This window comes from Micromonospora sp. NPDC005553 (genome assembly GCF_042871765.1).
Taxonomy (GTDB): Bacteria; Actinomycetota; Actinomycetes; order Mycobacteriales; family Micromonosporaceae; genus Micromonospora.
In genome coordinates this window covers 565,571-585,664 of record NZ_JBIAJD010000003.1, presented here as the reverse complement: position 1 = coordinate 585,664, position 20,094 = coordinate 565,571, and the positions used below count along the sequence as shown (strand labels likewise).

Genomic DNA, 20,094 nt, shown 5'->3' with positions numbered 1-20,094 from the left:
CCCGAGGTGGTCTCAGGCGACCGGGCTCGCGGTGCGGACCAGCTCGGCGATCCGCTCGGCGACCTCACGGGCGGTCGCCTCGGTGGCCGCTTCGACCATCACCCGGACCAGCAGTTCGGTGCCCGACGGGCGCAGCAGCACCCGGCCGGTCTCCCCCAGCTCCGCCTCGGCCCGCTCGACCTCGGCGCGTACCGCGGGTGCGGCGGCGCCGACGGTCCGGTCGCCGACCGGCACGTTGATCAGCACCTGGGGCAGCTTGGTGACCACCGAGGCCAACTCGGCGAGGGACTGGCCGGTGGCCGCCATCCGAGCCATCAGGTGCAGGCCGGTCAGCACCCCGTCGCCGGTGGTGGAGTGCGCGGGCATCACGATGTGGCCGCTCTGCTCACCGCCGAGCGCCAGCCCGGAGGCGCGCAGCTCCTCCAGCACGTACCGGTCACCGACCTTGGTCTCGATCAGGCGGATGCCCTGCGCGGACATCGCGAGCCGCAGCCCGAGGTTGCTCATCACGGTGGCCACCAGGGTGTCCTGGGTGAGCGTGCCGGCGTCCCGCATGGCCAGCGCGAGGATCGCCATGACCTGGTCGCCGTCCACCTCGTCGCCGTCGGCGGTGACCGCCAGGCAGCGGTCGGCGTCGCCGTCGTGGGCGATGCCCAGGTGAGCGCCGTGCTCGACCACGGCGGCGCGCAGCGCCTCGATGTGGTTGGAGCCACAGTCGTCGTTGATGTTCAGCCCGTCGGGCTCCGCGTGGATGGCGATGACCTCCGCGCCGGCCTCCCGGTAGGCGACCGGGGCGACCTCGGCGGCTGCGCCGTTGGCGCAGTCGACCACGACCTTGATCCCCTCGAGCCGGTGCGGAACGGTGCCCACCAGGTGCTGGACGTAGTGGTCGGCACCGTCGAGCAGGTCGTGCACCCGGCCGACGCCGGCACCGGTCGGCCGGTCCCAGGCGGTGGTGGCGTTCGTCTCGACGGCCGCCTCGATCTGCATCTCGATCTCGTCGGGCAACTTGTGCCCTCCGGCGGCGAAGAGCTTGATGCCGTTGTCCGGCATCGGGTTGTGCGACGCGGAGAGCATCACACCCAGGTCGGCCTTGGCCTCGGCGGTGAGGAACGCCACCGCCGGGGTGGGCAGCACGCCGACCCGCACCACGTTGGCACCGGCGCTGGTCAGCCCGGCGACCACGGCGGCCTCCAGCATCTCGCCGCTGGCGCGGGTGTCGCGACCGACGACGGCGAGCGGCGGATGACTGCGGTCCGTCTCGGCGAGTGTGTGCGCGGCGGCCACCGCGAGCGCCAGCGCCAATTCCGGGGTGAGATCCGCGTTCGCCCGCCCGCGTACGCCGTCCGTGCCGAACAACCGACCCATACCCGCCAACCTCCGAAAGTGCACTGCCAGTGAGGAGAAAGCGGAACGGCCGACCCACCTCCCCCCAACGAGGGGGAGGCGGACCGGCCGTCCGTCAGAAGTACAACGCGCTGGGAAAGATCAGCGCTTCGAGTACTGGGGAGCCTTACGGGCCTTCTTGAGGCCGTACTTCTTGCTCTCCTTGACCCGGGCGTCACGGGTGAGGAAGCCGGCCTTCTTGAGGGCCGGGCGGTCGTCCGGCTCGTTGATGATCAACGCGCGGGCGATACCCAGCCGGAGCGCACCGGCCTGGCCGGTGGTGCCGCCGCCACGCAGGTTGGCGATCACGTCGAACTGCTCGAGCTTCTCGGCGGTGACCAGCGGGTCCTTGATGAGCTGCTGGTGCACCTTGCTCGGGAAGTAGGACTCGAGGTCCTGGCCGTTGCAGGTGATCTTGCCGGTGCCCGGGATGATGCGGACCCGGACGATGGCCTCCTTGCGGCGGCCCACGGTCTGGATCGGCCGGTCACCACGAGGCGCGCGGGCAACGGGCGCCGGCGCCTCGGTGGCCTCGGGGGCTTCCGGAGCTTCCGGGGCGACCTCGGTCTCGATGATGTCGGTCATGCTGCTTCCTTCGCCCGCGCTCACTGCGCGATCTGCTTGATCTCGAACGGCACCGGCTGCTGCGCGAGGTGCGGGTGCTCGGCACCGGCGTAGACCTTCAGCTTCTTGATCAGCTGACGGCCGAGCTTGTTGTGCGGGAGCATCCCCTTCACAGCCAGCTCGATGGCCCGCTCGGGACGCTTGGTCAGCAGCTCGTCGTAGCCGATCTGCTTCAGACCACCCGGGTAACCCGAGTGGCGGTAAGCGACCTTGGTCTGGCGCTTGTTGCCGGTCAACGCAACCTTGCCCGCGTTCACGATGACGACAAAGTCGCCCGTGTCGACGTGCGGCGCGAAAGTCGGCTTGTGCTTACCACGCAGCAACGTGGCGGCGTGGGTGGCCAGGCGGCCCAGCACGACATCAGAGGCGTCGATGACGTGCCACTGACGCTCGATCTCACCCGGCTTCGGGCTGTACGTACGCACAGGTCTACCTTGTCTCGTCGTCGGTCTGGGGTCGCGCGCCGAGGTGACCAGATCTAGCAGGCCGGACCAGCGCGCACGAACGACCAAGCGTACCTGAAGGGGCACGCCTCTGGATGTCGTACAACAGCAGGCAACGATACCCGGCGCCCGGTCCGCAGGTCAAAACGGGGGTGCCGTCCCGCGCGGCGACGCGCCGAGGGTGTCTCAGCTCACACGTTGGTGAGTCGACCGGCCCTCGGACGGCGGTAGACCACCCAGGTGACCGCGAAGCACAACGCGTACCAGCCAATGAAGGCCAGGTAGGCGGCGTCGGCGTTGCCCGAGCTGAGGAACGACTGGCGGAACGCGATGTTGACCAGCACCCCGCCGAAGGCGCCGATCGCACCCGCGATGCCGATCAACGCGCCGGTCATCCGCCGCGCCCACCGCGCGGCCGCCTCCGGATCACGCTGACCCGTGGCCACCGCGTCCGCCGACCGGGCCCGGAAGATCGCCGGGATCATCTTGTACGTGGAGCCGTTGCCGACGCCGGAGAAGACGAAGAGGGCGAGGAACCCCGCGAGGTAGAGCCCGAACGAACGCTCCCGGGCCGCGTACAGCACTGTGCTCGCGCCGGCCGCCATCGCCACGAAGTTCCAGAAGGTCACCCGTGCCCCGCCCAAGCGGTCGGCGAGGTGCCCACCCAGCGGCCGGATCAGCGAGCCGACCAGCGGGCCCAGGAACGTCAGCCAGGCGGCGTCGACCGGGGTCGGGAACCGCTCGGCGAACTGGAGCTGGAGCACCTGCCCGAAGGCGAACCCGAAGCCGATGAACGAGCCGAAGGTGCCGATGTAGAGCAGCGACATCACCCAGGTGTGCGGGTCGCGGGCCGCCTCCCGCAACGCGCCCGGCTCGTTGCGCGCGCCGGGCACGGTGTCCAACCACCGGGCCGCCGCCAGCGCGGCCAGCACGATCAGCGGCAGGTAGACCGCCGGCACCAACCGGGGGTACGCGGCACCAGCGGTGGCGAGGACGGCCAGGCCGATGAGCTGCACGGCGGGTACGCCCAGGTTGCCACCACCGGCGTTGAGCCCGAGCGCCCGTCCCTTGAGCCGCTGTGGGTAGAACAGGTTGATGTTCGCCATCGAGGAGGCGAAGTTGCCACCGCCGACCCCGGTGAGGCAGGCGAGCACCATCAGGGTGGTGTAGGACACGCCGGGTTCCAGCAGCACCGTCATCGGGACCGCGGGCACCAGCAACAGCAGTGCGCTGATGATCGTCCAGCGTCGTCCGCCAAAGCGGGCCACCGCCAGCGTGTACGGCAGCCGCAGCACCGCGCCCAGGGCGGCCGGCACGGCGGTGAGCAGGAATTTCCCGGCCGGATCGATGCCGTACGCGGGGCCGAGGAAGAGCACGGTGACCGACCAGAGACTCCACACCGAGAAGCCGACGTGCTCCGCGAAGATGGAGACCCAGAGGTTGCGCCGGGCGATCGGCGCGCCGGTGGCCTGCCAGAAGTCCGGGTCCTCGGGGCGCCAGTCGTGCAGCGGCTGCCGACGACCGGTGACGGCGGGCGGCTCGGCGGTGACTACGGTGCTGGTGAGCGTGCTCACGGCGGCTCCTCCTCGTCGATGTGACGAGCAGAAACGCTAGGAACGGCCGGTTACCTGGCAGTGCCCGTCGCGGGTCGGGCCGGAAACGGGGATCGCACCACGGGCCGGCGGCGATGGTGAGCACGCCACCGGGGGCGGCGTGCGCAGAGCTGCCACCCTTGCGGTCAGAGCTGCTGGAGGATGCGCAGCGCCCGACCGACCCGGAGCATGGTGTCGGTGTCGGCGACGTCCACGCACGCGGTGAACCACTTCTTCATGGGCGAGGAGATCCGGTCGGGCATCACCACGTACCGGCCCATCGACACGGCGAGCGGCGAGTCCCGCAGGAGCGATTCCTCGACCACCTCGACCACGATCACGATGGGCACGTCGGTGGAGTTGTAGACGTCCGAGCTGATCACGAGGCCGAGGCGTTCCCGGGCGCCTTCGATGCGCCAGATCTCACCCCTACGCAGCACGCGGCCGTCCGCCGGAGAACAGGTCGTTGACCATGCCCACCTCGCGGGCGTCGGCGAGCGCGGCAGACTCCAGATCCAGGCTGGCGCGGCCCACGGCGGCGGCGTGCGCGGTGAAGACCTCGCGCAGCGCCTTCTCCCGGGCGGCCTGGTCCATCCATGCGGAGAGCGACAGCCCTTCGCGCTTGGCGAACCGCCGCGCTTCCTCGATGGTCTCGTCCGTGAACGAGAGAGTCACCTTGGCAGTCATGCCGAGCAGATTACCCAGAGGTATGACCGACAGTCATCCCCGCGCTCACCGGCTCGTCCCCGGGCGGCGAAACGCACATTCCGCCGGGCTCACCCGGCCCGGCCGCCGAACACCGCGAAGCGCCACTCCTTGAAGTAGCAGTCGACGTCGACCAGGCCCGCCTCGGCGAGCCACCGACACTGGTCGGCCACTGTCGCCGGGCGGTCGTGGCGCATCCGCTCCCGGGAAGCAGCGATCTCGTCGGGGGACGAACCCAGCTCGGTGATCCGTTGCATCCACACCTCGTCGTAGCACCGGTCCAGTTCCGGCGTCGGGCCGGCCACCTGCTCGGCGTTGACGAACACCCCACCCGGTGCCAACGCGGCGGCGGCGCGCCGGTACAGCACGCGCTTGCCGGCGTCGTCCAGGTGGTGGATCGCCAGCGCGCTGACCACCGCGTCGTACCGGCCCGGCGGCAGTTCGTCGGCCAGGTCGGCGTGGACCGTTCGGTGTGGCACGGACCGCGCGTCCAACTGGTCGGTGGCGCGGGCGAGCATCGCCGGCGCTCCGTCCACCAGGGTCAGCCGGACTCCGGGCACCGCCGCGGCGAGCAGCAACGAGAGCAGGCCGGTGCCCGCGCCCAGGTCCAGAACCTGCGGGGTACGCCCGGCGGCGAGCGCGGCCCGCAACGGCGGCGCGGCCACCTGGACGGCGGTGCCGTAGAAGCTGTCGAAGCACGGCACCAGCCGCCTACGCGCCTCGTCGTACGTGCCGGCCACGGCGTCGAAGACGTCCGTCACGCTCATCGCGGACTCCCAACAAGTGAGACGATTTTCCCACATTATAAGCACCGCAGGGGTGAGCGGACCTCATCCTGGACACACGAATGGCCCCCGGTTCCGTGATGTCCAGGACGCCGGGGGCAGTTGGTGCTGCGTTGGTCAGCCGACGGGGCCGATCGCCTTCGCCAGATCGACGAAGCCGGCCCATGCCGCCGGCCCGAAAGTCAGCGTCCCTCCGTCGCGGTCTTTGGTGTCGCGAACGAGAACAACGCCGGGAAGGTTGTCAGCGACCTCGACGCAGTTGCCGCCGTTGCTGCCGCTGCGGATGCTCTTACGCCACTGCACGCCGGTCATGTCCATGCCGCTGCCGCTTTCCTGACGAGATCGAGAGACTGCGCCCTCGGTAGGGCTTCGCCAACTATGCGCGCCCATCGTCGTCCAAGGGTAGCAATTTCCACCGTTTCATCGATGATCTGAGCCCTCACCTGGCCGTCCACATGCGCAACCTGGGTGCCGTCGGGCATCTCGGCCATGGTGAACGGCCCACCAAGGCCGAGATACATCGGCGTGTCAGCGGGCACGACGTGCACCTGCACGTGCGGCAGCTCGGCACACGTCGCGATGTGTTCACACTGCTCGCGCATCAGGTCGGCGCTGCGCCCGGTTCGTCGCAGGAGCACTGCCTCGTCGAGCACGGCGACTACCAGCGGCGGGCGGGAACGGTGCAGGATCGCGTGCCGCAGCATCCGCGCGGACACCTGATCGTCGATCTCTTCGGAGGTCAGCGATTCCATACCGAGTGTCGCCCGCGCATACGCCTCGGTCTGAAGGAGGCCGGGCACCCATGCGAGCTCGAACCATCGCAGCGCAACCGCCTCGCGCTCGATGTCGATCCAAGGCCGGAACCATGCTGGTTCCCGACGGGCAAGGACGTCCGGCCAGAGATCAGCGACCTCCCGGCCGAGTACCCGGGCGACCTCAGCGCGGTGCCGACTGCGCGGAATGCGTCCCGGATTGGCCCATCGTGCGGCGGTCTTCGGATCGACTCCGACCTGACCAGCGAGACTTTCGGCGGTCTCCCCCGCTTCGGCCATCGCCGCGATAAGTACCTGATTCATTCTCGACCCCTCGCCGACGTCCCAGACGTCCCAGAGGAATGCTGCTACGGAGTGTGTGCGTCCCGCAACCCTGAGAAAGAGTGCTCATTAGACGGCGCGGCCGGTAGGGACCTGAGACCCGGCGGGCGCGTTCGTGTCGGGGCGGCCCTCAGCCTGCCGCAGATCTTGGACAGTTTCCGTTACCTGGTAACGGAAACTGTCCAAGATCTCGACGGGTGAGCATCACGGGGCGGCCCCTTCCCACAGTGACGACCAGGGAGAGCGCCGTGCCGGATGAGCCGCCCGATCGGAGACCCGCGCCGAAGCCCACGCCGCGGAAGCCGCACACGGGTGAGGTCCTGCATCTGACCCGCGCGGCGAGCGTGCAGTTCCTGCGCCCGATCTTCGTCCGGGTGATTCGCGTTCTCGACTGGCCGACGTACGACGGGTGGGTGTGGATCGACGGTTACCAGCTCGGCGCGAATGGTGATGCGGTCGCGCGCCGGTCCCTGTTCGTGATGCCGGCGGGCCTGATCTGGTCGGACCCGCCCGCCCCGCCGGCCCGTCGCCCGACCACCCGCACGCCCGTCAGGCGCGGTCCGGTGCGGGTCGGATGAGCCGCCGACCTCGCCCGCACCAGCCGATGCGCCCGGCGTGGCTCTGCCGTACCTGCGCGGCGCCCTGGCCGTGTGCGCCGGCTCAGCTTCACCTCACGACCGAGTTTTACGGCCACTCGATCGCCCTGGCGTTCTACCTGGCGGCGAACATGCAGGACGCGTTCGACGACCTGTACTCCCTGAACCTTCGTCCTGACCCGCGAGCACTGCACGCCCGGTTCCTGGGCTGGCTGTCTCTGACCCGCCGGCCACGCCGGGCCGACCTGCGCTGACCGCCTCCACGGGGTGGAGTGCGCTGTCGCTGTGGAGCTGATGTCGCAAACGAATCGACCACCGATGTCGTCAGCGATTCAGCTCCACAGGCTCCGACCCGCACCCTCCAACGCGCTCGCTGCCCCTGTGCGGTGTGAGCCCCACTTGACAGGACCGAAACAGAAGAGACCCGGACCGGAAACCGCCCGGCGGCACGCTTTCCCGACATGACAGACGGTGCACGGTCGGCAACTGCACCGGGGCTGACGCCCCGGGAAGTGGCGACGCACTGCCCGTACTGCGCACTGCAGTGCGGAATGACACTGCGCGCTGACGACACCGGTGTGACGGTCCACCCGCGCCAGTTCCCCACCAACCGGGGCGGGCTCTGCCAGAAGGGGTGGACCGCCGCCGAACTACTCGACCACCCGGATCGGCTGACCACTCCGCTGGTGCGCGACGCGGCCACCGGCGAGCTGCACCCGGCGAGCTGGGACACCGCACTCGACCGGGTGGTCGCCGGTATCCGCGCCGTTCAGGACGACGCCGGCCGGGATGCGGTCGCCGTCTTCGGCGGTGGTGGCCTGACCAACGAGAAGGCGTACGCGTTGGGGAAGTTCGCCCGGATCGGGCTGCGCACCAGGCACATCGACTACAACGGACGGTTCTGCATGTCCTCGGCGGCAGCCGCCGGGATGCGGGCCTTCGGCATCGACCGCGGGCTGCCGTTCCCCCTCGCCGACCTGGGCCGGGCCGACACCCTGCTGCTGGTCGGAGCGAACCCTGCGGAGACCATGCCACCGCTGGTGCGCTGGCTCACCGAGCAACGCCGCAACGGCGGGAAACTGATCGTCGTCGACCCCCGGGTCACCGCCACCGCCCGCCAGGCTGACCTGCACCTGCAACCGCTGCCCGGCACCGACCTCGCGGTGGCCAACGCGCTGCTGCACATCGCTCTCACCGAAGGCTGGGTCGACCGGGCCTACGTGGCCGACCGCACCACCGGATTCGACGCGGTCCGCCGAGGCGTCGCCGCCTGGTGGCCGGCCCGCGCGGAACAGCTCTCCGGGGTGCCGGTGGCCGACCTGGAGGCGACCGCCCGAGCGCTGGGCACCGGCGGTCGCGTGATCATCCTGACTGCGCGCGGCGCCGAGCAACACGCCAAGGGGGTGGACACCGTCACCGCGTACGTCAATCTCGCTCTCGCCCTCGGTCTGCCCGGCCGCAACGGTTCGGGGTACGGCTGCCTCACCGGCCAGGGCAACGGCCAGGGCGGGCGGGAGCACGGGCAGAAGGCCGACCAGCTCCCCGGCTACCGGCGGATCGACGACCCGGCGGCCCGCGAGCACGTGGCCGGGGTCTGGGGCGTGCCGGCCGACGAACTGCCCGGCCCGGGAGTGCCCGCCTACAAGCTGCTCGACTCGCTCGGCACCCCTGGTGGCCCGCGCGCATTGCTGGTGTTCGGGTCGAACCCGGTGGTCTCGGCACCCCGGGCGGCTCGCATCGAGGGCCGGCTGCGCGACCTCGACCTGCTTGTCGTCGCGGACCTCCTGCTCTCCGAGACGGCCGCGCTGGCGGACGTGGTGCTGCCCACCGCGCAGTGGGCCGAGGAGGACGGCACCATGACCAACCTGGAAGGTCGGGTGCTGCGTCGGCGCGCGCTACGGCCTCCCCCGCCGGGCGTCCGCACCGACCTCGCCATCATCTCCGACCTGGCGGTGCGGCTGGCAGCCGCCGAGGCAACCACCGCCCAACCGGCCGACACGCGACCGGAAGCCGTGGCGGCGGCTCGGTTCCCGGCCGACCCGGCTGTCGTCTTCGCCGAGCTGCGCCGCGCATCCGCCGGCGGGGCCGCCGACTACGCCGGCATCAGCTGGGACCGGATCGACGCCGACGACGGGGTCTACTGGCCGTGTGCGACCGAGGAAGGGCCGGACACGCCCCGACTCTTCGCCAACAGGTTCGCCACCCCGGACGGCCGGGCCCGCTTCCACCCCGTCGACCATCGGCCGGCCGCCGAGGAGGTCTGCGCCACGTACCCGCTGCACTTCACCACCGGTCGGGTGCTGGCGCAGTACCAGTCGGGCACCCAGACCCGACGGGTTGCGGCGCTCCGCCGTGCCGCCCCGGAGGCGTTCGTCGAACTGCACCCCGACCTGGCCACCCGGCTGGGCATCGACGACGGCGACCCGGTGCGGGTCACCTCACGACGAGGTGAGTTCCGCGCGCCGGCCCGGCTCAGCGCCGGGATCCGACCCGACACCGTGTTCGCCCCGTTCCACTACGCGGGGGCGGGACGCGCCAACTCGGTGACGAACGACGCGGTGGACCCGATCTCCGGGATGCCCGAGTTCAAGATCTGCGCGGTCCGGGTGGAGAAGGCATGACCGCGCGGGTGGTCATCGTCGGCAACGGGATGGCGGGCGCACGCCTCGCCGGTGAGCTGCACGCCCGGGAGGGAGACCGGAAGGTCACAGTGCTCGGGGCCGAGCCGCACCGCGCGTACAACCGGATCCTGCTCTCCACCCTGCTGGCCGGCCGGATCGACGAGCCGGACGTGGAGCTGACCGAAGCCGCCGGGCACGGCGTCGACCTGCGCAGCGGAGTACCGGTGACCGCCGTCGACAGGTCCGCCCGGGAGGTCCGCACCGACGACGGCGAACGAATCGGTTACGACCACCTGGTGCTCGCCACCGGCGCCCGTGCGGTGGTGCCGCCACTGCCCGGCCTCGACCCGGCGAACCTTCCGGAGCGGGTGGTGCTCTTCCGGACCCTGGACGACTGCCGGCGGATCCTCGCCGCGGCGGACGGCGCCCGCAGCGCGCTGGTTCTCGGCGGCGGCTTACTCGGCCTGGAGGCGGCCCGAGGGCTGGCCACCCGAGGGCTGGCCACCACGGTCGTGCACCCGCGAGAACACCTGATGGAAAGGCAATTGGACCCGACCGCCGGGGCGGTGCTCGCGGGCACGCTCGCCGGTTTCGGCGTCACCGTCCAACTGGGGGTTTCGGCGACCGGCGTGGTCGCGGACGCCAGCGGCGTCCGCCTCGACCTCGCCGACGGCCGGACGCTCCGCGCCGACCTGCTGGTGCTCTCCTGTGGCGTACGCCCGGACACCACACTCGCGCAGGCCGCCGGCCTGACCGTGCGGCGCGGCGTGGTGGTGGACGACCGGCTGCGCACCAGCGACCGGTCCATCTCGGCGATCGGCGACTGCGCCGAGCACGACGGCGTGCTCACCGGGCTGGTCGCGCCCGCCTGGGCCCAGGCCCAGGTGCTCGCGGACGTGCTGAGCGGCACGGACCCACTGGCCCGGTACCGGCCCCGGCCGGTGGTGACCCGGCTGAAGGCCGCCGGGATCGACCTGGCCTCGATGGGTGACGCGGCCAGTGGCGGACCGGGCGAGGAGTTGACGTTCGCCGACCCGACCCGGGGCACCTACGCCCGGTTGCGGATCCGGGACGAGCGGCTGATCGGCGCGATCCTGCTCGGCGACAACCCGGCGGTCGGCACGGTGATCCAACTCTTCGACCGTGCCCAGCCGGTGCCGAGTGACCGCCGGGCGCTGCTGCTCGGCCGGGCACTCGGCACGGTCGGCGCGACGCCGGCCGCCTCACCGGCGCTGATGCCGGACGCGGCCACGGTCTGTCAGTGCAACACGGTGAGCAAGGGCGCACTGGTCAGAAGCTGGCGCTCCGGCGCCCGGACCGTCGATGCGGTGGTGGCCGCGACCCGGGCCGGCACCGGATGCGGCGGATGCCGGGACGCGGTGAGCGGCATCGTCGACTGGCTGAGCCAGGCGGAATCGGTGGAGGTGACGCGATGAGCGGCGGCGAACTGATCGTCATCGGCAACGGCATGGTCGGGCAGCGTTTCGTGGACGCGCTGCGCGCCCGTGACCCACAGGGCGACTGGCGGGTGACGGTGCTGGCCGAGGAGGGGCGCCCGGCGTACGACCGGGTGCGGCTCTCGGCGTACTTCGACGGGGTCAGTGAGAGCGAACTCAACCTGCACACCCCGCACGACGGGGTGCGGCTGCGCCTCGGCGAGCCGGCCACCGCCGTCGACCGGGACCGCCAGGTGGTGACCACCGCCGTCGGCGAATACCGCTACGACGCGCTGGTGCTCGCCACCGGGTCGTACGCGTTCGTGCCGCCGGTGGCCGGCACGGAGCTGCCCGGGGTCTTCGTCTACCGGACCCTGGACGACCTGGCGGCGATCCGGGCGTACGCGCGGGGTCGACGGGTCGGCGCCGTCATCGGTGGTGGTCTGCTGGGCCTGGAGGCCGCCAATGCCCTGCGACTGCTCGGCCTGAGCACCGACGTGGTCGAGTTCGCGCCCCGGCTGATGCCGGTGCAGGTGGACCAGGCCGGCGGCGCGATGCTCCGCCGCTACGTCGACGAACTGGGCGTACGGACCCATCTCGGGGTGGCGACCACAGCGATCCGGCCCGGCCCGGACGGCGGCGTCGCGGCCCTGGAACTGTCCGACGGCACCGCCCTCGACGCCGAGCTGGTGGTGGTGGCCGCCGGCATCCGGCCCCGGGACCAGTTGGCCCGGGACGCCGGTCTGCCGCTGGGCCCGCGCGGCGGGGTGCTGGTCGACGCGACCTGTCGTACCGCCGACGAGCGGATCTGGGCCGTCGGAGAGTGCGCGGCGGTCGACGGCACCTGCCACGGTCTGGTCGCGCCGGGGTATGCGACGGCCGAGGTGGTGGCCGATCGGCTGGTCGGCGGCGCGGCCACCTTCCCCGGCGCGGACACCGCGACCAAACTCAAGCTGCTCGGGGTCGACGTGGCCTCGTTCGGCGACGCCCACGGCGCGACCGAGGGTTGCCTGGACGTCACGTTCACCGACCCGGCCACCCGGGTCTACGCGAAGCTGGTCCTCTCCGACGACGCGCACACACTGCTCGGCGGGGTGCTGGTGGGTGACGCCAGCGCGTACCCGACGCTGCGGGCCAGTGTGGGCGGCCCGCTGCCGGCCGCGCCGTTGGCGCTGCTCGCCCCGGACGGCGGCGGCGCGGACGCCGGGGCGCTGCCCGCCGCCGCGCAGGTCTGCTCCTGCAACGCCGTGACCCGGGGCGACGTGGACGCCGCCATCGCCGACGGTTGCGCGGACGTACCGGCGTTGAAGGCGTGCACCCGGGCCGGCACCAGTTGCGGCTCCTGCGTGCCGATGCTGAAGCAGCTCCTGGACGCGGCCGGGGTGGCGCAGTCCAGCGCGCTCTGCGAGCACTTCGACGTCAGCCGGCGGGAGCTGTTCGAGATCGTCCGCGTCCGCGGCATCCGCACCTTCTCCCGGCTGGTCGCCGAGCACGGGCGGGGCCGCGGCTGCGACATCTGCAAACCGGTGGTGGCGTCCATCCTCGCCTCGCTGGGCAGCGGGCACGTGCTCGACGGCGAACAGGCGTCGTTGCAGGACACCAACGACCACTTCCTGGCCAACCTGCAACGCGACGGCAGCTACTCGGTGGTGCCCCGGATACCGGGCGGCGAGATCACCCCGGAGAAGCTGATCGTGATCGGCGAGGTCGCCCGGGACTTCCAGCTCTACACGAAGATCACCGGCGGGCAGCGGATCGACCTGTTCGGGGCGCGGGTGGAGCAGCTGCCGCAGATCTGGCGGCGGCTGGTCGACGCCGGCTTCGAGTCCGGGCACGCGTACGGCAAGGCGCTGCGCACTGTGAAGTCGTGCGTGGGCGAGACCTGGTGCCGGTACGGGGTACAGGACTCGGTGGGGCTGGCCGTCGCGCTGGAGCTGCGCTATCGCGGGCTGCGTGCTCCGCACAAGCTGAAGTCGGCTGTCTCCGGTTGCGCCCGGGAGTGCGCCGAGGCACGCAGCAAGGACTTCGGCATCATCGCCACCGAGACCGGCTGGAATCTCTACGTCGGCGGCAACGGCGGTTTCCGACCCCGGCACGCCGACCTGTTCGCCACCGACCTGACCACTGACGCCCTGATCAGGCTGATCGACAGGTTCCTCATCTACTACATCCGCACCGCCGACCGGCTGCAACGCACCGCCGGCTGGATCGAGGCGATGGACGGTGGCCTGGACCATCTGCGCTCGGTGATCGTGGACGACTCGCTCGGGCTCTGCGAGGACCTCGACGCGGCGATGGCCCGACACGTCTCGTCGTACTCCGACGAGTGGCGCGACGTCCTGGACGACCCGGATCGGCTGCGCCGCTACACCTCCTTCGTCAACGCCCCCGACGTACCCGACCCGTCGATCACCTTCATCCGGGAACGCGGCCAGCCGGTTCCCGTACGCGACCAGTCCCCGACCGGATCCGAGGCGACCAACGGTCACCGTCGGCAACCGGTCACCCTCGGCCTACCGGAGGTACGGCGATGACCCAGACCCTCACGCTGACCTGGACCACCGTCTGCCTGCTCGACCGGTTGGAACCGGACCGGGGCGTCGCCGCCCTGGTCGACGGGGTGCAGATCGCTCTCTTCCGGACCGCCGACGAGCTGTTCGCGATCGACAACCGCGATCCGGTCTCCGGGGCGTACGTGCTGTCCCGGGGCATCGTCGGCAGTCGCGGCGGAGTGCCGACCGTCGCGTCACCGCTGCACAAGCAGGTGTACGACCTGCGCAGCGGGCACTGCCTCGACCTGCCGGGGGTGGCGGTGGCTCGGCACGACGCACGGTGCCGCGACGGGCTGGTCGAGGTGCGGCTGCGACAGGAGGGTTGATGCGCGAAGAACTGGCGGGCTTCACCATCGGGGTGACCGCCGACCGGCGGCGCGACGAGTTGGCCGCGCTGCTCGAACGGCGGGGTGCCCGGGTGGTGCTCGCCCCGGCGCTGCGGATCGTGCCGCTGTCCGACGACACCGAGCTGCGCGAGGCGACCCGCGCCTGCCTCGACCAGCCGCCGGACATCCTGATGGCCAACACCGGCATCGGCATGCGCGGCTGGTTGGAGGCGGCCGAGGGCTGGGGGCTGGCCGAGCCACTGCGCTCCGTGCTGGCCAGCTCGTACGTGGTGGCGCGCGGCCCGAAGGCACGCGGTGCGATCCGGGCGGCCGGGCTGCACGACCAGTGGTCACCCGCCTCGGAGAGCTGCGACGAGGTGGTCGAGCACCTGCGTCGGCGTGGCGTCGCCGGGCAGGTCATCGCCATGCAGCTGCACGGCGAGCGGCAGCCCGAGTGCACGCTCGCGTTGGAGGCGGCGGGCGCCACGGTCATCGAGGTGCCGGTCTACCGCTGGGCGCCGCCGACCGATCCGGCGCCGCTGCACCGGCTGATCGACCTGATCGCCGGTCGGCTGGTGGACGCGGTGACGTTCACCTCGGCACCGGCGGCCGAGGCGTTGCTGCGGGCCGCCGGCGACCGTACCGACGCGGTGCTGTCGGCGTTGCGCGGCGACGTGCTGGCCAGCTGCGTCGGGGCGGTGACCGCCGAGCCGCTGCTGCGGCACGGGGTGCCGGTGAGCGCGCCCGGCCGGGCCCGGTTGGGCGCACTGGTGCGGACCATCGTCGACGAGCTGCCCCGCCGGACCGTGACGTTCAAGGCCGGCGGGCACCTGCTCACGTTGCGCGGGCACGCCGCGGTGATCGACGGCGAGCTGCGGCCGCTCGCGCCCGCGCCGATGGCGGTGCTGCGGGCGCTGGCCCAGACCCCGGGTCGGGTGTTGTCCCGCACGGCGTTGCTGAGGACCCTGCCCCGGGGCGCGGACGAGCACGCCGTCGAGATGGCCGTCGCCCGGCTCCGGGCCGGGCTGCGCGCGCCCCGCGTGGTGCAGACCGTGGTCAAGCGCGGCTACCGGCTGCGGGTCGACTAGGGCGTGCGGAGTCCCCGGTCAGGCCGAGGGCACTGCCACACGCCCTGAACACGTCACGGCCGGCCGTAGCGTGCCGGCCGTGACGCGACGTGTCAGCCGACCGGCGTCGGAAAGCCCCGCCCGTGCTCGGACTGAAGCCGGAGCATGGCGTGCTCGACCACCGTCACCAGCACCTGCTTGACCGAGTCCCGCTGCCGGGCGTCGGTCATCACCAGCGGCACCTGCGGCGAGATGGCCAGCGCTTCGCGGACCTCCTCGGCCTCGTACTGCGGTGCGCCGTCGAACTTGTTCAGCGCCACCACGTACGGCAGGTTACGGTTCTCGAAGTAGTCCAGCGGGGCGAAGGCGTCGGTGATCCGGCGGGTGTCCACCAGCACGGCCGCACCCACCGCCCCCCGGATGATCTCGTCCCACATGAACCAGAACCGAGTCTGACCCGGTGTACCGAAGAGGTACAGGATCAGGTCCTGGGCCATTGTGATCCGGCCGAAGTCCATGGCGACCGTGGTGGTCTCCTTGCCCGGCACCTTGGACGGGTCGTCGATACCGACACCCGCCGCGGTCATCAACGCCTCGGTGGTCAGCGGTGTGATCTCGGAGATCGCCCCGACCAGTGTCGTCTTACCGACGCCGAATCCGCCCGCGACGACGATCTTCGCGGAGACGATTCCCCGGCCCGGCCGCCCCCCTGCGGGGTCATAGCCTGCGAAGTCCACTTAGCACCCTTCCAAGCAGTTCCATCCGCTCCTCGAACCCCTCGGCGGGAGCAGCAGTGTGTAACGTCAGCAGGCTCTCGGCCACCATGTCGGCGACCAACACCCGGGCGACGCCCAGCGGCATCCGGGTATACGCGGCGATCTCCGCCAGCGACTGTGCTCGGCCCTCACAGACCGTGGCGATGCGGTGTTTGTCGTGCCCGGCGAAGCGGGACTCGGCGACCTGGGTCGGAGAGGCGGTCAGGACGGCCTCGAGGGCGATGTCCTGCCGGGGCTCGGTACGACCACGGGTGACCGCGTACGGACGCACCAGCGCGCCACGCGGGTCAGCGCGTCGTTGGTCCATTCCCGATCACCTCCTCGTCCCCTGCTGAGCCGGACTGTGCCGTCTCTCGTCCCTGGTCCGGCGCTCGGAACGAGCGCCGGCCTCCGGTGCTAAGAACGCACCGCGTCGCGCGGAAGCGGCACCAACGCGGCACCCACCCGCTCGACCAGCAGCGCCATCTCGTAGCCCACCTGGCCCACGTCGCAGCTCCGCGCGGCCAGCACGGCCATCGAGGAGCCGTCGCTGATCGACATCAGGAAGAGATACCCGCTGTCCATCTCGATGACTGTCTGCAACACCCCGCCCGCGCTGAACATCCGGGCCGCGCCCTCGGTCAGGCTCACCACCCCGGAGGTGATCGCGGCGAGCTGGTCGGCCCGGTCCCCCGGCAGATCCCGGGAGGACGCGAGCAACAGCCCGTCTGCGGACACCGCCACCACGTGGGCGATGCCCGCCACGCTGTCGGCGAAGTTGGTGAGCAGCCAACCCATGTCCTGCATGGCAGCTGGCCTGTTCATCGGCTCTCCTTGGTCGAGGTGCTGTTCAGGTCCGTTCCGGCCGTCCGACCGCGCTGCACACCGCGGTGGTAGGCCGACAGCAGACCACGTACTTCGTCCGGGGTCCGCCGGCTGCGGTCCCGGCCGCTCTTCGGTTCGATGCCACCCGGCACGAGCTGTTGCTGCGGCACCCGCTTGGGCAACCCGGAGCGGGTGGTGCCGGCGGGAGCCGGCTCGGCAGCCCGGCTGGCCCGGGACCAGCCCTCGTCGGCCGCCGTACGCCATGCTGCCGGGTCGGGGGCGGGCGCGGGCGGAGCCGTCGGGGCGGCCGGGGGCGGGGCGTACGTCGGCGGCACCGACGGTCGCGCAGCGAAGCCGTCCATTGTGGCGCCGGGGCCGTCGCCCAGGGTGGCTGTGCCGTCGGTGCCGCCCGGGGTGCGGGTCGGCAGTTTCGGTCGGGCCGGCGAGGCGGCCGGCACCGTCCCGGCGCTCGGCTGGCCGCCGTTGCCGGTGCGCAGGCCGGTGTCGGCCGTTGCGGTGGTGGCGGGCGCGGGCGGCTCGTCGAAGTTGGGCCGGGTGAAGATCGCTGTGGCGTCGTCGCCGTGCGACCGGAACCAGACCGCCTCCATCTCCCGGAAGATCGGAGCCTCGGCCGGGAAGTCGGGCCGGGTGCTGACCGGCGCGGCGGGCACCGACGGAGCGGCTGGCGGCGCCACCGCGCCCGGTCCGGCGACCGGCCCGACCGGGAGGCCCTGGGTGCCACGCCCATCCGCGGTGTCCGGCTTGGAGCCACGCCGAGGCAGTGGGTCGACCGTCGGGTACGCCACTGTCGGGCTGCCCAGCGAGGCGCCCGCACCGCTGCTGTAGGCCGGCCTGGCCGGCGGCAGCGGGGCGGCGGGTGCCGGGGCGGCGGGTGCCGGCGGCATCGTCGAGCGCGGACCGGTGTAGCCACCGGCCTGCACGGCCGGGGTGGTGTCCCGCGAGTCCAGCGGCGACTGCCACTGGGCGGGTGCCGGCGAACTGGTCCGCCACTGGTCGGGCAGCGTCGCCGCCGTCGTGGCAGCACCGGCGAACTGCTCGGCGTGGCCGGCCGAGGAGAGCGGGGCCTGCTCCACTGCCATCGGCTGACGCGGCCGGGTGAGCACCTGCTCGCGGCCCCGGTTGCTGGGCAGCACCACGGTGGCGGCGGGCAACGTCACCTGGGCGACGGTGCCGCCCTCGACGTTGCGGCGCAACTCCACCCGGATGCCGTAGCGGGAGGCGAGCCGGCTCACCACGGCCAGACCCATCAGTCGGAACGCAGCGACGTCCACGCTCGGCGGGGCGGCGAGCCGCCGGTTGAGCGAGTCGAGCTGGTCGTCGGTGAGGCCGAGCCCGCGGTCCTCGATCTGGATCAGCACGTAGTCACGGATCCGGCGACCGTCGGCGACCACCGTGGTGTTCGGCGGTGAGAACCGGGTGGCGTTGTCGAGCAGCTCGGCGACGAGGCGTACCACGTCGTTCACCGCGTGCGCGGCCACCGAGATGTCGGTGTCCACGGTGCCGAACTCGATGCGGTTGTAGAGCTCGACCTCGGACTGGGCGGCGCGTAGCACGTCCACCACCAGCGCGTCGTCGTGACGCGGTGCGGCGGAGTCGGCGCCGGCCAGGACGAGCAGGTTCTCGTCGTTGCGGCGCATTCGAGTGGCCAGGTGGTCCAGTTCGAAGAGCTGCGCGAGCCGCTTCGGGTCCTCCTCGCCGCGCTCGATCGCGTCCAGCTCGCCGATCATCCGGTCGACCAGGGTCTGACTGCGGCGGGCCAGGTTGAGGAACATGGCCGAGACGCTGGTACGCAGTGCCGCCTGCTCGGCGGCGACCCGCACCGCCTCCCGGTGTACGACGTTGAAGGCCAGCGCCACCTGACCGACCTCGTCGCGGCTGTTCAACTGGATCGGGTCCCGGACCTGGCGGACGATCTCGTCCACCCCGCCGTCACCCACGCTGCCCATGTTCTGCAGCCGCTGCACGGCGTCGGGCAGGTCGTGGTTGGCCACCGAGAGCGCGCCCTCGCGCAGTCGGCGCAGCGAGTGGTTGAGCGAGCGGGCCAGCACCACGGCCAGCGACACGGCGATGATCAGGGTCAACAGCACCAGGATCGACTCGACCACTGCCTGCCGGATGACGTCCGAGCGGGCCTGGTCGGCCTGCTGGAGCAGTCGGTCCTGTAGTTGGATCTCAGCCCAGCGCATCAGGTCGTTCACGGCGCCGATCGCCGCGGTGGCGTCCTGGGCGGTGACCAGTGAGCGCTGCCCGACCGAGCGGGTGATGTCGGTGGCCACCCGGTCGGCCAGGCCGACGGCGTCGCCGGACACGGTGCTGTCGACCAGGGCACGCTGCACCGGGTCGGCGGCCAGCGAGAAGGCGACCAGGGCCTCCTGCTGACCGGTCAACGTTGCCACGAAGGAGGAGAACTGCTCCGAGTCGAGCTGGCCGGCCGTCAGCGCGGTGAAGGCGACGGCCTCTTCCTCGGCGACGGAGGCCTTGGCGCGGGCGAAGGCGGCGACCGCGCGGCGGCTGTCCGCCAGGCTCTCCGAGCCGGGCAGCTGGGCCAGACCGTCACCGTACGAGACCAGGTCGGTGAGGATGACTCCGTAACGGAGCACCGCCTCGGCTACCGCCATCTGCCGGCGGTCCAACACCTCCTGACGGGTGCCGTCCAGGGTGGCCAGGTGGTCGTCGATGGCGGCCAGCCGGTCCCGCAGGGCGGCCGGCACGTCGCCGACCCGGCCCCGCTCGGCGCGGTACTCGTCCACCCGCTGCTGCGTCTGGCGGACCCGCAGGTTGTACGCGTCGGCCGGCTGCTGCGGAGCGGCGAGGTAGGCGGCCGCCGCCATCCGTTCGGACTGGAGGTCCTGGGTGAGGGCGCTGACGTCGACGGAGAGGGCCGTCAGTGACCGGGCCTGGGTGGCGTCGAACGCGCCCTCGCCGACGGAGATCAGGCGGACCGTGGCCAGCGCGATCACCGCCGCCACCGGGACGACCAGAATCAACGCCAACTTGGACCGGATCCGGGCGTCACGCAGTCTCGGCATCCGTCGGCGCGCAGGCCGATTGCTATCGCCGAGCGCGGGCAGGGTCGTCGGTCCGGTGCTCACGACATCGCCTCCGTCGTTTCTTCCCCGCCTGAGCCGCCGAGCCATGCCGTAAGCGGAGGGGACCACGCGCGGCACGGCCGCGATTTCATCAGAGATGATCGTGTTTGGGAAGCCGCAGTGAGGTAGGAAACGGTCGGACGGAGCGCATCCCGTGATCCGGGCAACTGATACCTT

Annotated in this window: 20 protein-coding genes; 7 read left to right on the top strand and 13 right to left on the bottom strand. The window is 71.8% G+C overall.

The genetic code is table 11. The features are described 5' to 3' along the window. Window positions 1-12: 12 nt before the first annotated feature. The 9 genes from glmM to ACFYPG_RS15240 form a co-directional block, all read right to left on the bottom strand. Window positions 13-1,368: a phosphoglucosamine mutase gene (glmM, locus tag ACFYPG_RS15280; RefSeq protein WP_387352353.1), complete on the bottom strand. Its 1,356-nt coding sequence runs from the start codon at window positions 1,366-1,368 to the stop codon at window positions 13-15. A gap of 120 nt (window positions 1,369-1,488) precedes the next feature. Beyond that, a complete protein-coding gene (gene rpsI, locus ACFYPG_RS15275; RefSeq protein ID WP_355009642.1) occupies window positions 1,489-1,971 on the bottom strand; it encodes a 30S ribosomal protein S9 in 483 nt (160 codons plus the stop codon). Between the two features lie 20 nt (window positions 1,972-1,991). Then, entirely contained in the window at window positions 1,992-2,435 is a 444-nt protein-coding gene (rplM, locus tag ACFYPG_RS15270; RefSeq protein WP_053653864.1) for a 50S ribosomal protein L13, read from the bottom strand. Between the two features lie 209 nt (window positions 2,436-2,644). Further along, entirely contained in the window at window positions 2,645-4,027 is a 1,383-nt protein-coding gene (locus ACFYPG_RS15265; protein WP_387352351.1) for a nitrate/nitrite transporter, read from the bottom strand. Between the two features lie 164 nt (window positions 4,028-4,191). Then, complete coding sequence (locus ACFYPG_RS15260) at window positions 4,192-4,485, bottom strand: hypothetical protein (RefSeq protein ID WP_091402325.1); 294 nt, start codon at window positions 4,483-4,485, stop codon at window positions 4,192-4,194. Beyond that, window positions 4,475-4,732: a DUF6364 family protein gene (locus ACFYPG_RS15255; protein ID WP_091403518.1), complete on the bottom strand. Its 258-nt coding sequence runs from the start codon at window positions 4,730-4,732 to the stop codon at window positions 4,475-4,477. The genes ACFYPG_RS15260 and ACFYPG_RS15255 overlap by 11 nt, the downstream gene beginning before the upstream one ends. 89 nt (window positions 4,733-4,821) lie before the next feature. Next, window positions 4,822-5,517: a class I SAM-dependent methyltransferase gene (locus ACFYPG_RS15250; protein ID WP_387352349.1), complete on the bottom strand. Its 696-nt coding sequence runs from the start codon at window positions 5,515-5,517 to the stop codon at window positions 4,822-4,824. Window positions 5,518-5,652: 135 nt separating this feature from the next. After that, a complete protein-coding gene (locus ACFYPG_RS15245) occupies window positions 5,653-5,847 on the bottom strand; it encodes a DUF397 domain-containing protein (protein WP_387352719.1) in 195 nt (64 codons plus the stop codon). Next, window positions 5,844-6,611: a DUF5753 domain-containing protein gene (locus ACFYPG_RS15240; protein ID WP_387352347.1), complete on the bottom strand. Its 768-nt coding sequence runs from the start codon at window positions 6,609-6,611 to the stop codon at window positions 5,844-5,846. Before ACFYPG_RS15240 ends, ACFYPG_RS15245 begins: the two co-directional genes overlap by 4 nt. 266 nt (window positions 6,612-6,877) lie before the next feature. On the opposite strand from ACFYPG_RS15240, the gene ACFYPG_RS15235 reads away from it, so the two are divergent. The 7 genes from ACFYPG_RS15235 to ACFYPG_RS15205 all read left to right on the top strand — a co-directional run bounded on the left by ACFYPG_RS15235 (window position 6,878) and on the right by ACFYPG_RS15205 (window position 15,248). Continuing rightward, the gene (locus ACFYPG_RS15235) at window positions 6,878-7,207 is read left to right on the top strand and encodes a hypothetical protein (RefSeq protein WP_387352345.1); all 330 of its coding nucleotides are present in this window, start codon (window positions 6,878-6,880) and stop codon (window positions 7,205-7,207) included. Then, a complete protein-coding gene (locus tag ACFYPG_RS15230) occupies window positions 7,204-7,479 on the top strand; it encodes a hypothetical protein (RefSeq protein ID WP_355009637.1) in 276 nt (91 codons plus the stop codon). The genes ACFYPG_RS15235 and ACFYPG_RS15230 overlap by 4 nt, the downstream gene beginning before the upstream one ends. Before the next feature lie 207 nt (window positions 7,480-7,686). Further along, window positions 7,687-9,846 (top strand): molybdopterin oxidoreductase family protein, encoded by a 2,160-nt coding sequence (locus ACFYPG_RS15225; protein ID WP_387352343.1) that lies wholly within the window; start codon window positions 7,687-7,689, stop codon window positions 9,844-9,846. Continuing rightward, window positions 9,843-11,282: an FAD-dependent oxidoreductase gene (locus tag ACFYPG_RS15220; RefSeq protein ID WP_355009635.1), complete on the top strand. Its 1,440-nt coding sequence runs from the start codon at window positions 9,843-9,845 to the stop codon at window positions 11,280-11,282. The genes ACFYPG_RS15225 and ACFYPG_RS15220 overlap by 4 nt, the downstream gene beginning before the upstream one ends. Beyond that, window positions 11,279-13,816 (top strand): nitrite reductase large subunit NirB, encoded by a 2,538-nt coding sequence (gene nirB / locus ACFYPG_RS15215; protein WP_355009634.1) that lies wholly within the window; start codon window positions 11,279-11,281, stop codon window positions 13,814-13,816. Before ACFYPG_RS15220 ends, nirB begins: the two co-directional genes overlap by 4 nt. Next, window positions 13,813-14,160, top strand: a complete 348-nt coding sequence (gene nirD, locus ACFYPG_RS15210; protein ID WP_355009633.1) for a nitrite reductase small subunit NirD — start codon at window positions 13,813-13,815, stop codon at window positions 14,158-14,160. The genes nirB and nirD overlap by 4 nt, the downstream gene beginning before the upstream one ends. Then, the gene (locus ACFYPG_RS15205; RefSeq protein WP_355009632.1) at window positions 14,160-15,248 is read left to right on the top strand and encodes a uroporphyrinogen-III synthase; all 1,089 of its coding nucleotides are present in this window, start codon (window positions 14,160-14,162) and stop codon (window positions 15,246-15,248) included. The genes nirD and ACFYPG_RS15205 overlap by 1 nt, the downstream gene beginning before the upstream one ends. 92 nt (window positions 15,249-15,340) lie before the next feature. On the opposite strand, the gene ACFYPG_RS15200 is transcribed toward ACFYPG_RS15205, so the two are convergent. From ACFYPG_RS15200 to ACFYPG_RS15185, 4 genes are all read right to left on the bottom strand, one after another. Continuing rightward, on the bottom strand, window positions 15,341-15,964 hold the full coding sequence (locus ACFYPG_RS15200) for an ATP/GTP-binding protein (protein WP_030329978.1): 624 nt from the start codon (window positions 15,962-15,964) through the stop codon (window positions 15,341-15,343). Beyond that, complete coding sequence (locus tag ACFYPG_RS15195; RefSeq protein ID WP_007465174.1) at window positions 15,945-16,310, bottom strand: DUF742 domain-containing protein; 366 nt, start codon at window positions 16,308-16,310, stop codon at window positions 15,945-15,947. Before ACFYPG_RS15195 ends, ACFYPG_RS15200 begins: the two co-directional genes overlap by 20 nt. Window positions 16,311-16,399: 89 nt before the next feature. After that, window positions 16,400-16,807, bottom strand: a complete 408-nt coding sequence (locus tag ACFYPG_RS15190) for a roadblock/LC7 domain-containing protein (RefSeq protein ID WP_007465177.1) — start codon at window positions 16,805-16,807, stop codon at window positions 16,400-16,402. After that, window positions 16,804-19,920 (bottom strand): nitrate- and nitrite sensing domain-containing protein, encoded by a 3,117-nt coding sequence (locus ACFYPG_RS15185; protein ID WP_387352340.1) that lies wholly within the window; start codon window positions 19,918-19,920, stop codon window positions 16,804-16,806. Before ACFYPG_RS15185 ends, ACFYPG_RS15190 begins: the two co-directional genes overlap by 4 nt. Window positions 19,921-20,094 lie beyond the last annotated feature (174 nt).

Bases quoted from the DNA above. Each gene is read 5' to 3' on its own strand.
- ACFYPG_RS15245 (WP_387352719.1), bottom strand. From the start codon at position 5,847: ATGACCGGCGTGCAGTGGCGTAAGAGCATCCGCAGCGGCAGCAACGGC.
- ACFYPG_RS15255 (WP_091403518.1), bottom strand. From the start codon at position 4,732: ATGACTGCCAAGGTGACTCTCTCGTTCACGGACGAGACCATCGAGGAA.
- glmM (WP_387352353.1), bottom strand. From the start codon at position 1,368: ATGGGTCGGTTGTTCGGCACGGACGGCGTACGCGGGCGGGCGAACGCG.
- ACFYPG_RS15195 (WP_007465174.1), bottom strand. From the start codon at position 16,310: ATGGACCAACGACGCGCTGACCCGCGTGGCGCGCTGGTGCGTCCGTAC.
- ACFYPG_RS15220 (WP_355009635.1), top strand. From the start codon at position 9,843: ATGACCGCGCGGGTGGTCATCGTCGGCAACGGGATGGCGGGCGCACGC.
- ACFYPG_RS15190 (WP_007465177.1), bottom strand. From the start codon at position 16,807: ATGAACAGGCCAGCTGCCATGCAGGACATGGGTTGGCTGCTCACCAAC.
- ACFYPG_RS15225 (WP_387352343.1), top strand. From the start codon at position 7,687: ATGACAGACGGTGCACGGTCGGCAACTGCACCGGGGCTGACGCCCCGG.
- ACFYPG_RS15205 (WP_355009632.1), top strand. From the start codon at position 14,160: ATGCGCGAAGAACTGGCGGGCTTCACCATCGGGGTGACCGCCGACCGG.
- nirB (WP_355009634.1), top strand. From the start codon at position 11,279: ATGAGCGGCGGCGAACTGATCGTCATCGGCAACGGCATGGTCGGGCAG.
- ACFYPG_RS15250 (WP_387352349.1), bottom strand. From the start codon at position 5,517: ATGAGCGTGACGGACGTCTTCGACGCCGTGGCCGGCACGTACGACGAG.
- ACFYPG_RS15240 (WP_387352347.1), bottom strand. From the start codon at position 6,611: ATGAATCAGGTACTTATCGCGGCGATGGCCGAAGCGGGGGAGACCGCC.
- ACFYPG_RS15230 (WP_355009637.1), top strand. From the start codon at position 7,204: ATGAGCCGCCGACCTCGCCCGCACCAGCCGATGCGCCCGGCGTGGCTC.
- rpsI (WP_355009642.1), bottom strand. From the start codon at position 1,971: ATGACCGACATCATCGAGACCGAGGTCGCCCCGGAAGCTCCGGAAGCC.
- nirD (WP_355009633.1), top strand. From the start codon at position 13,813: ATGACCCAGACCCTCACGCTGACCTGGACCACCGTCTGCCTGCTCGAC.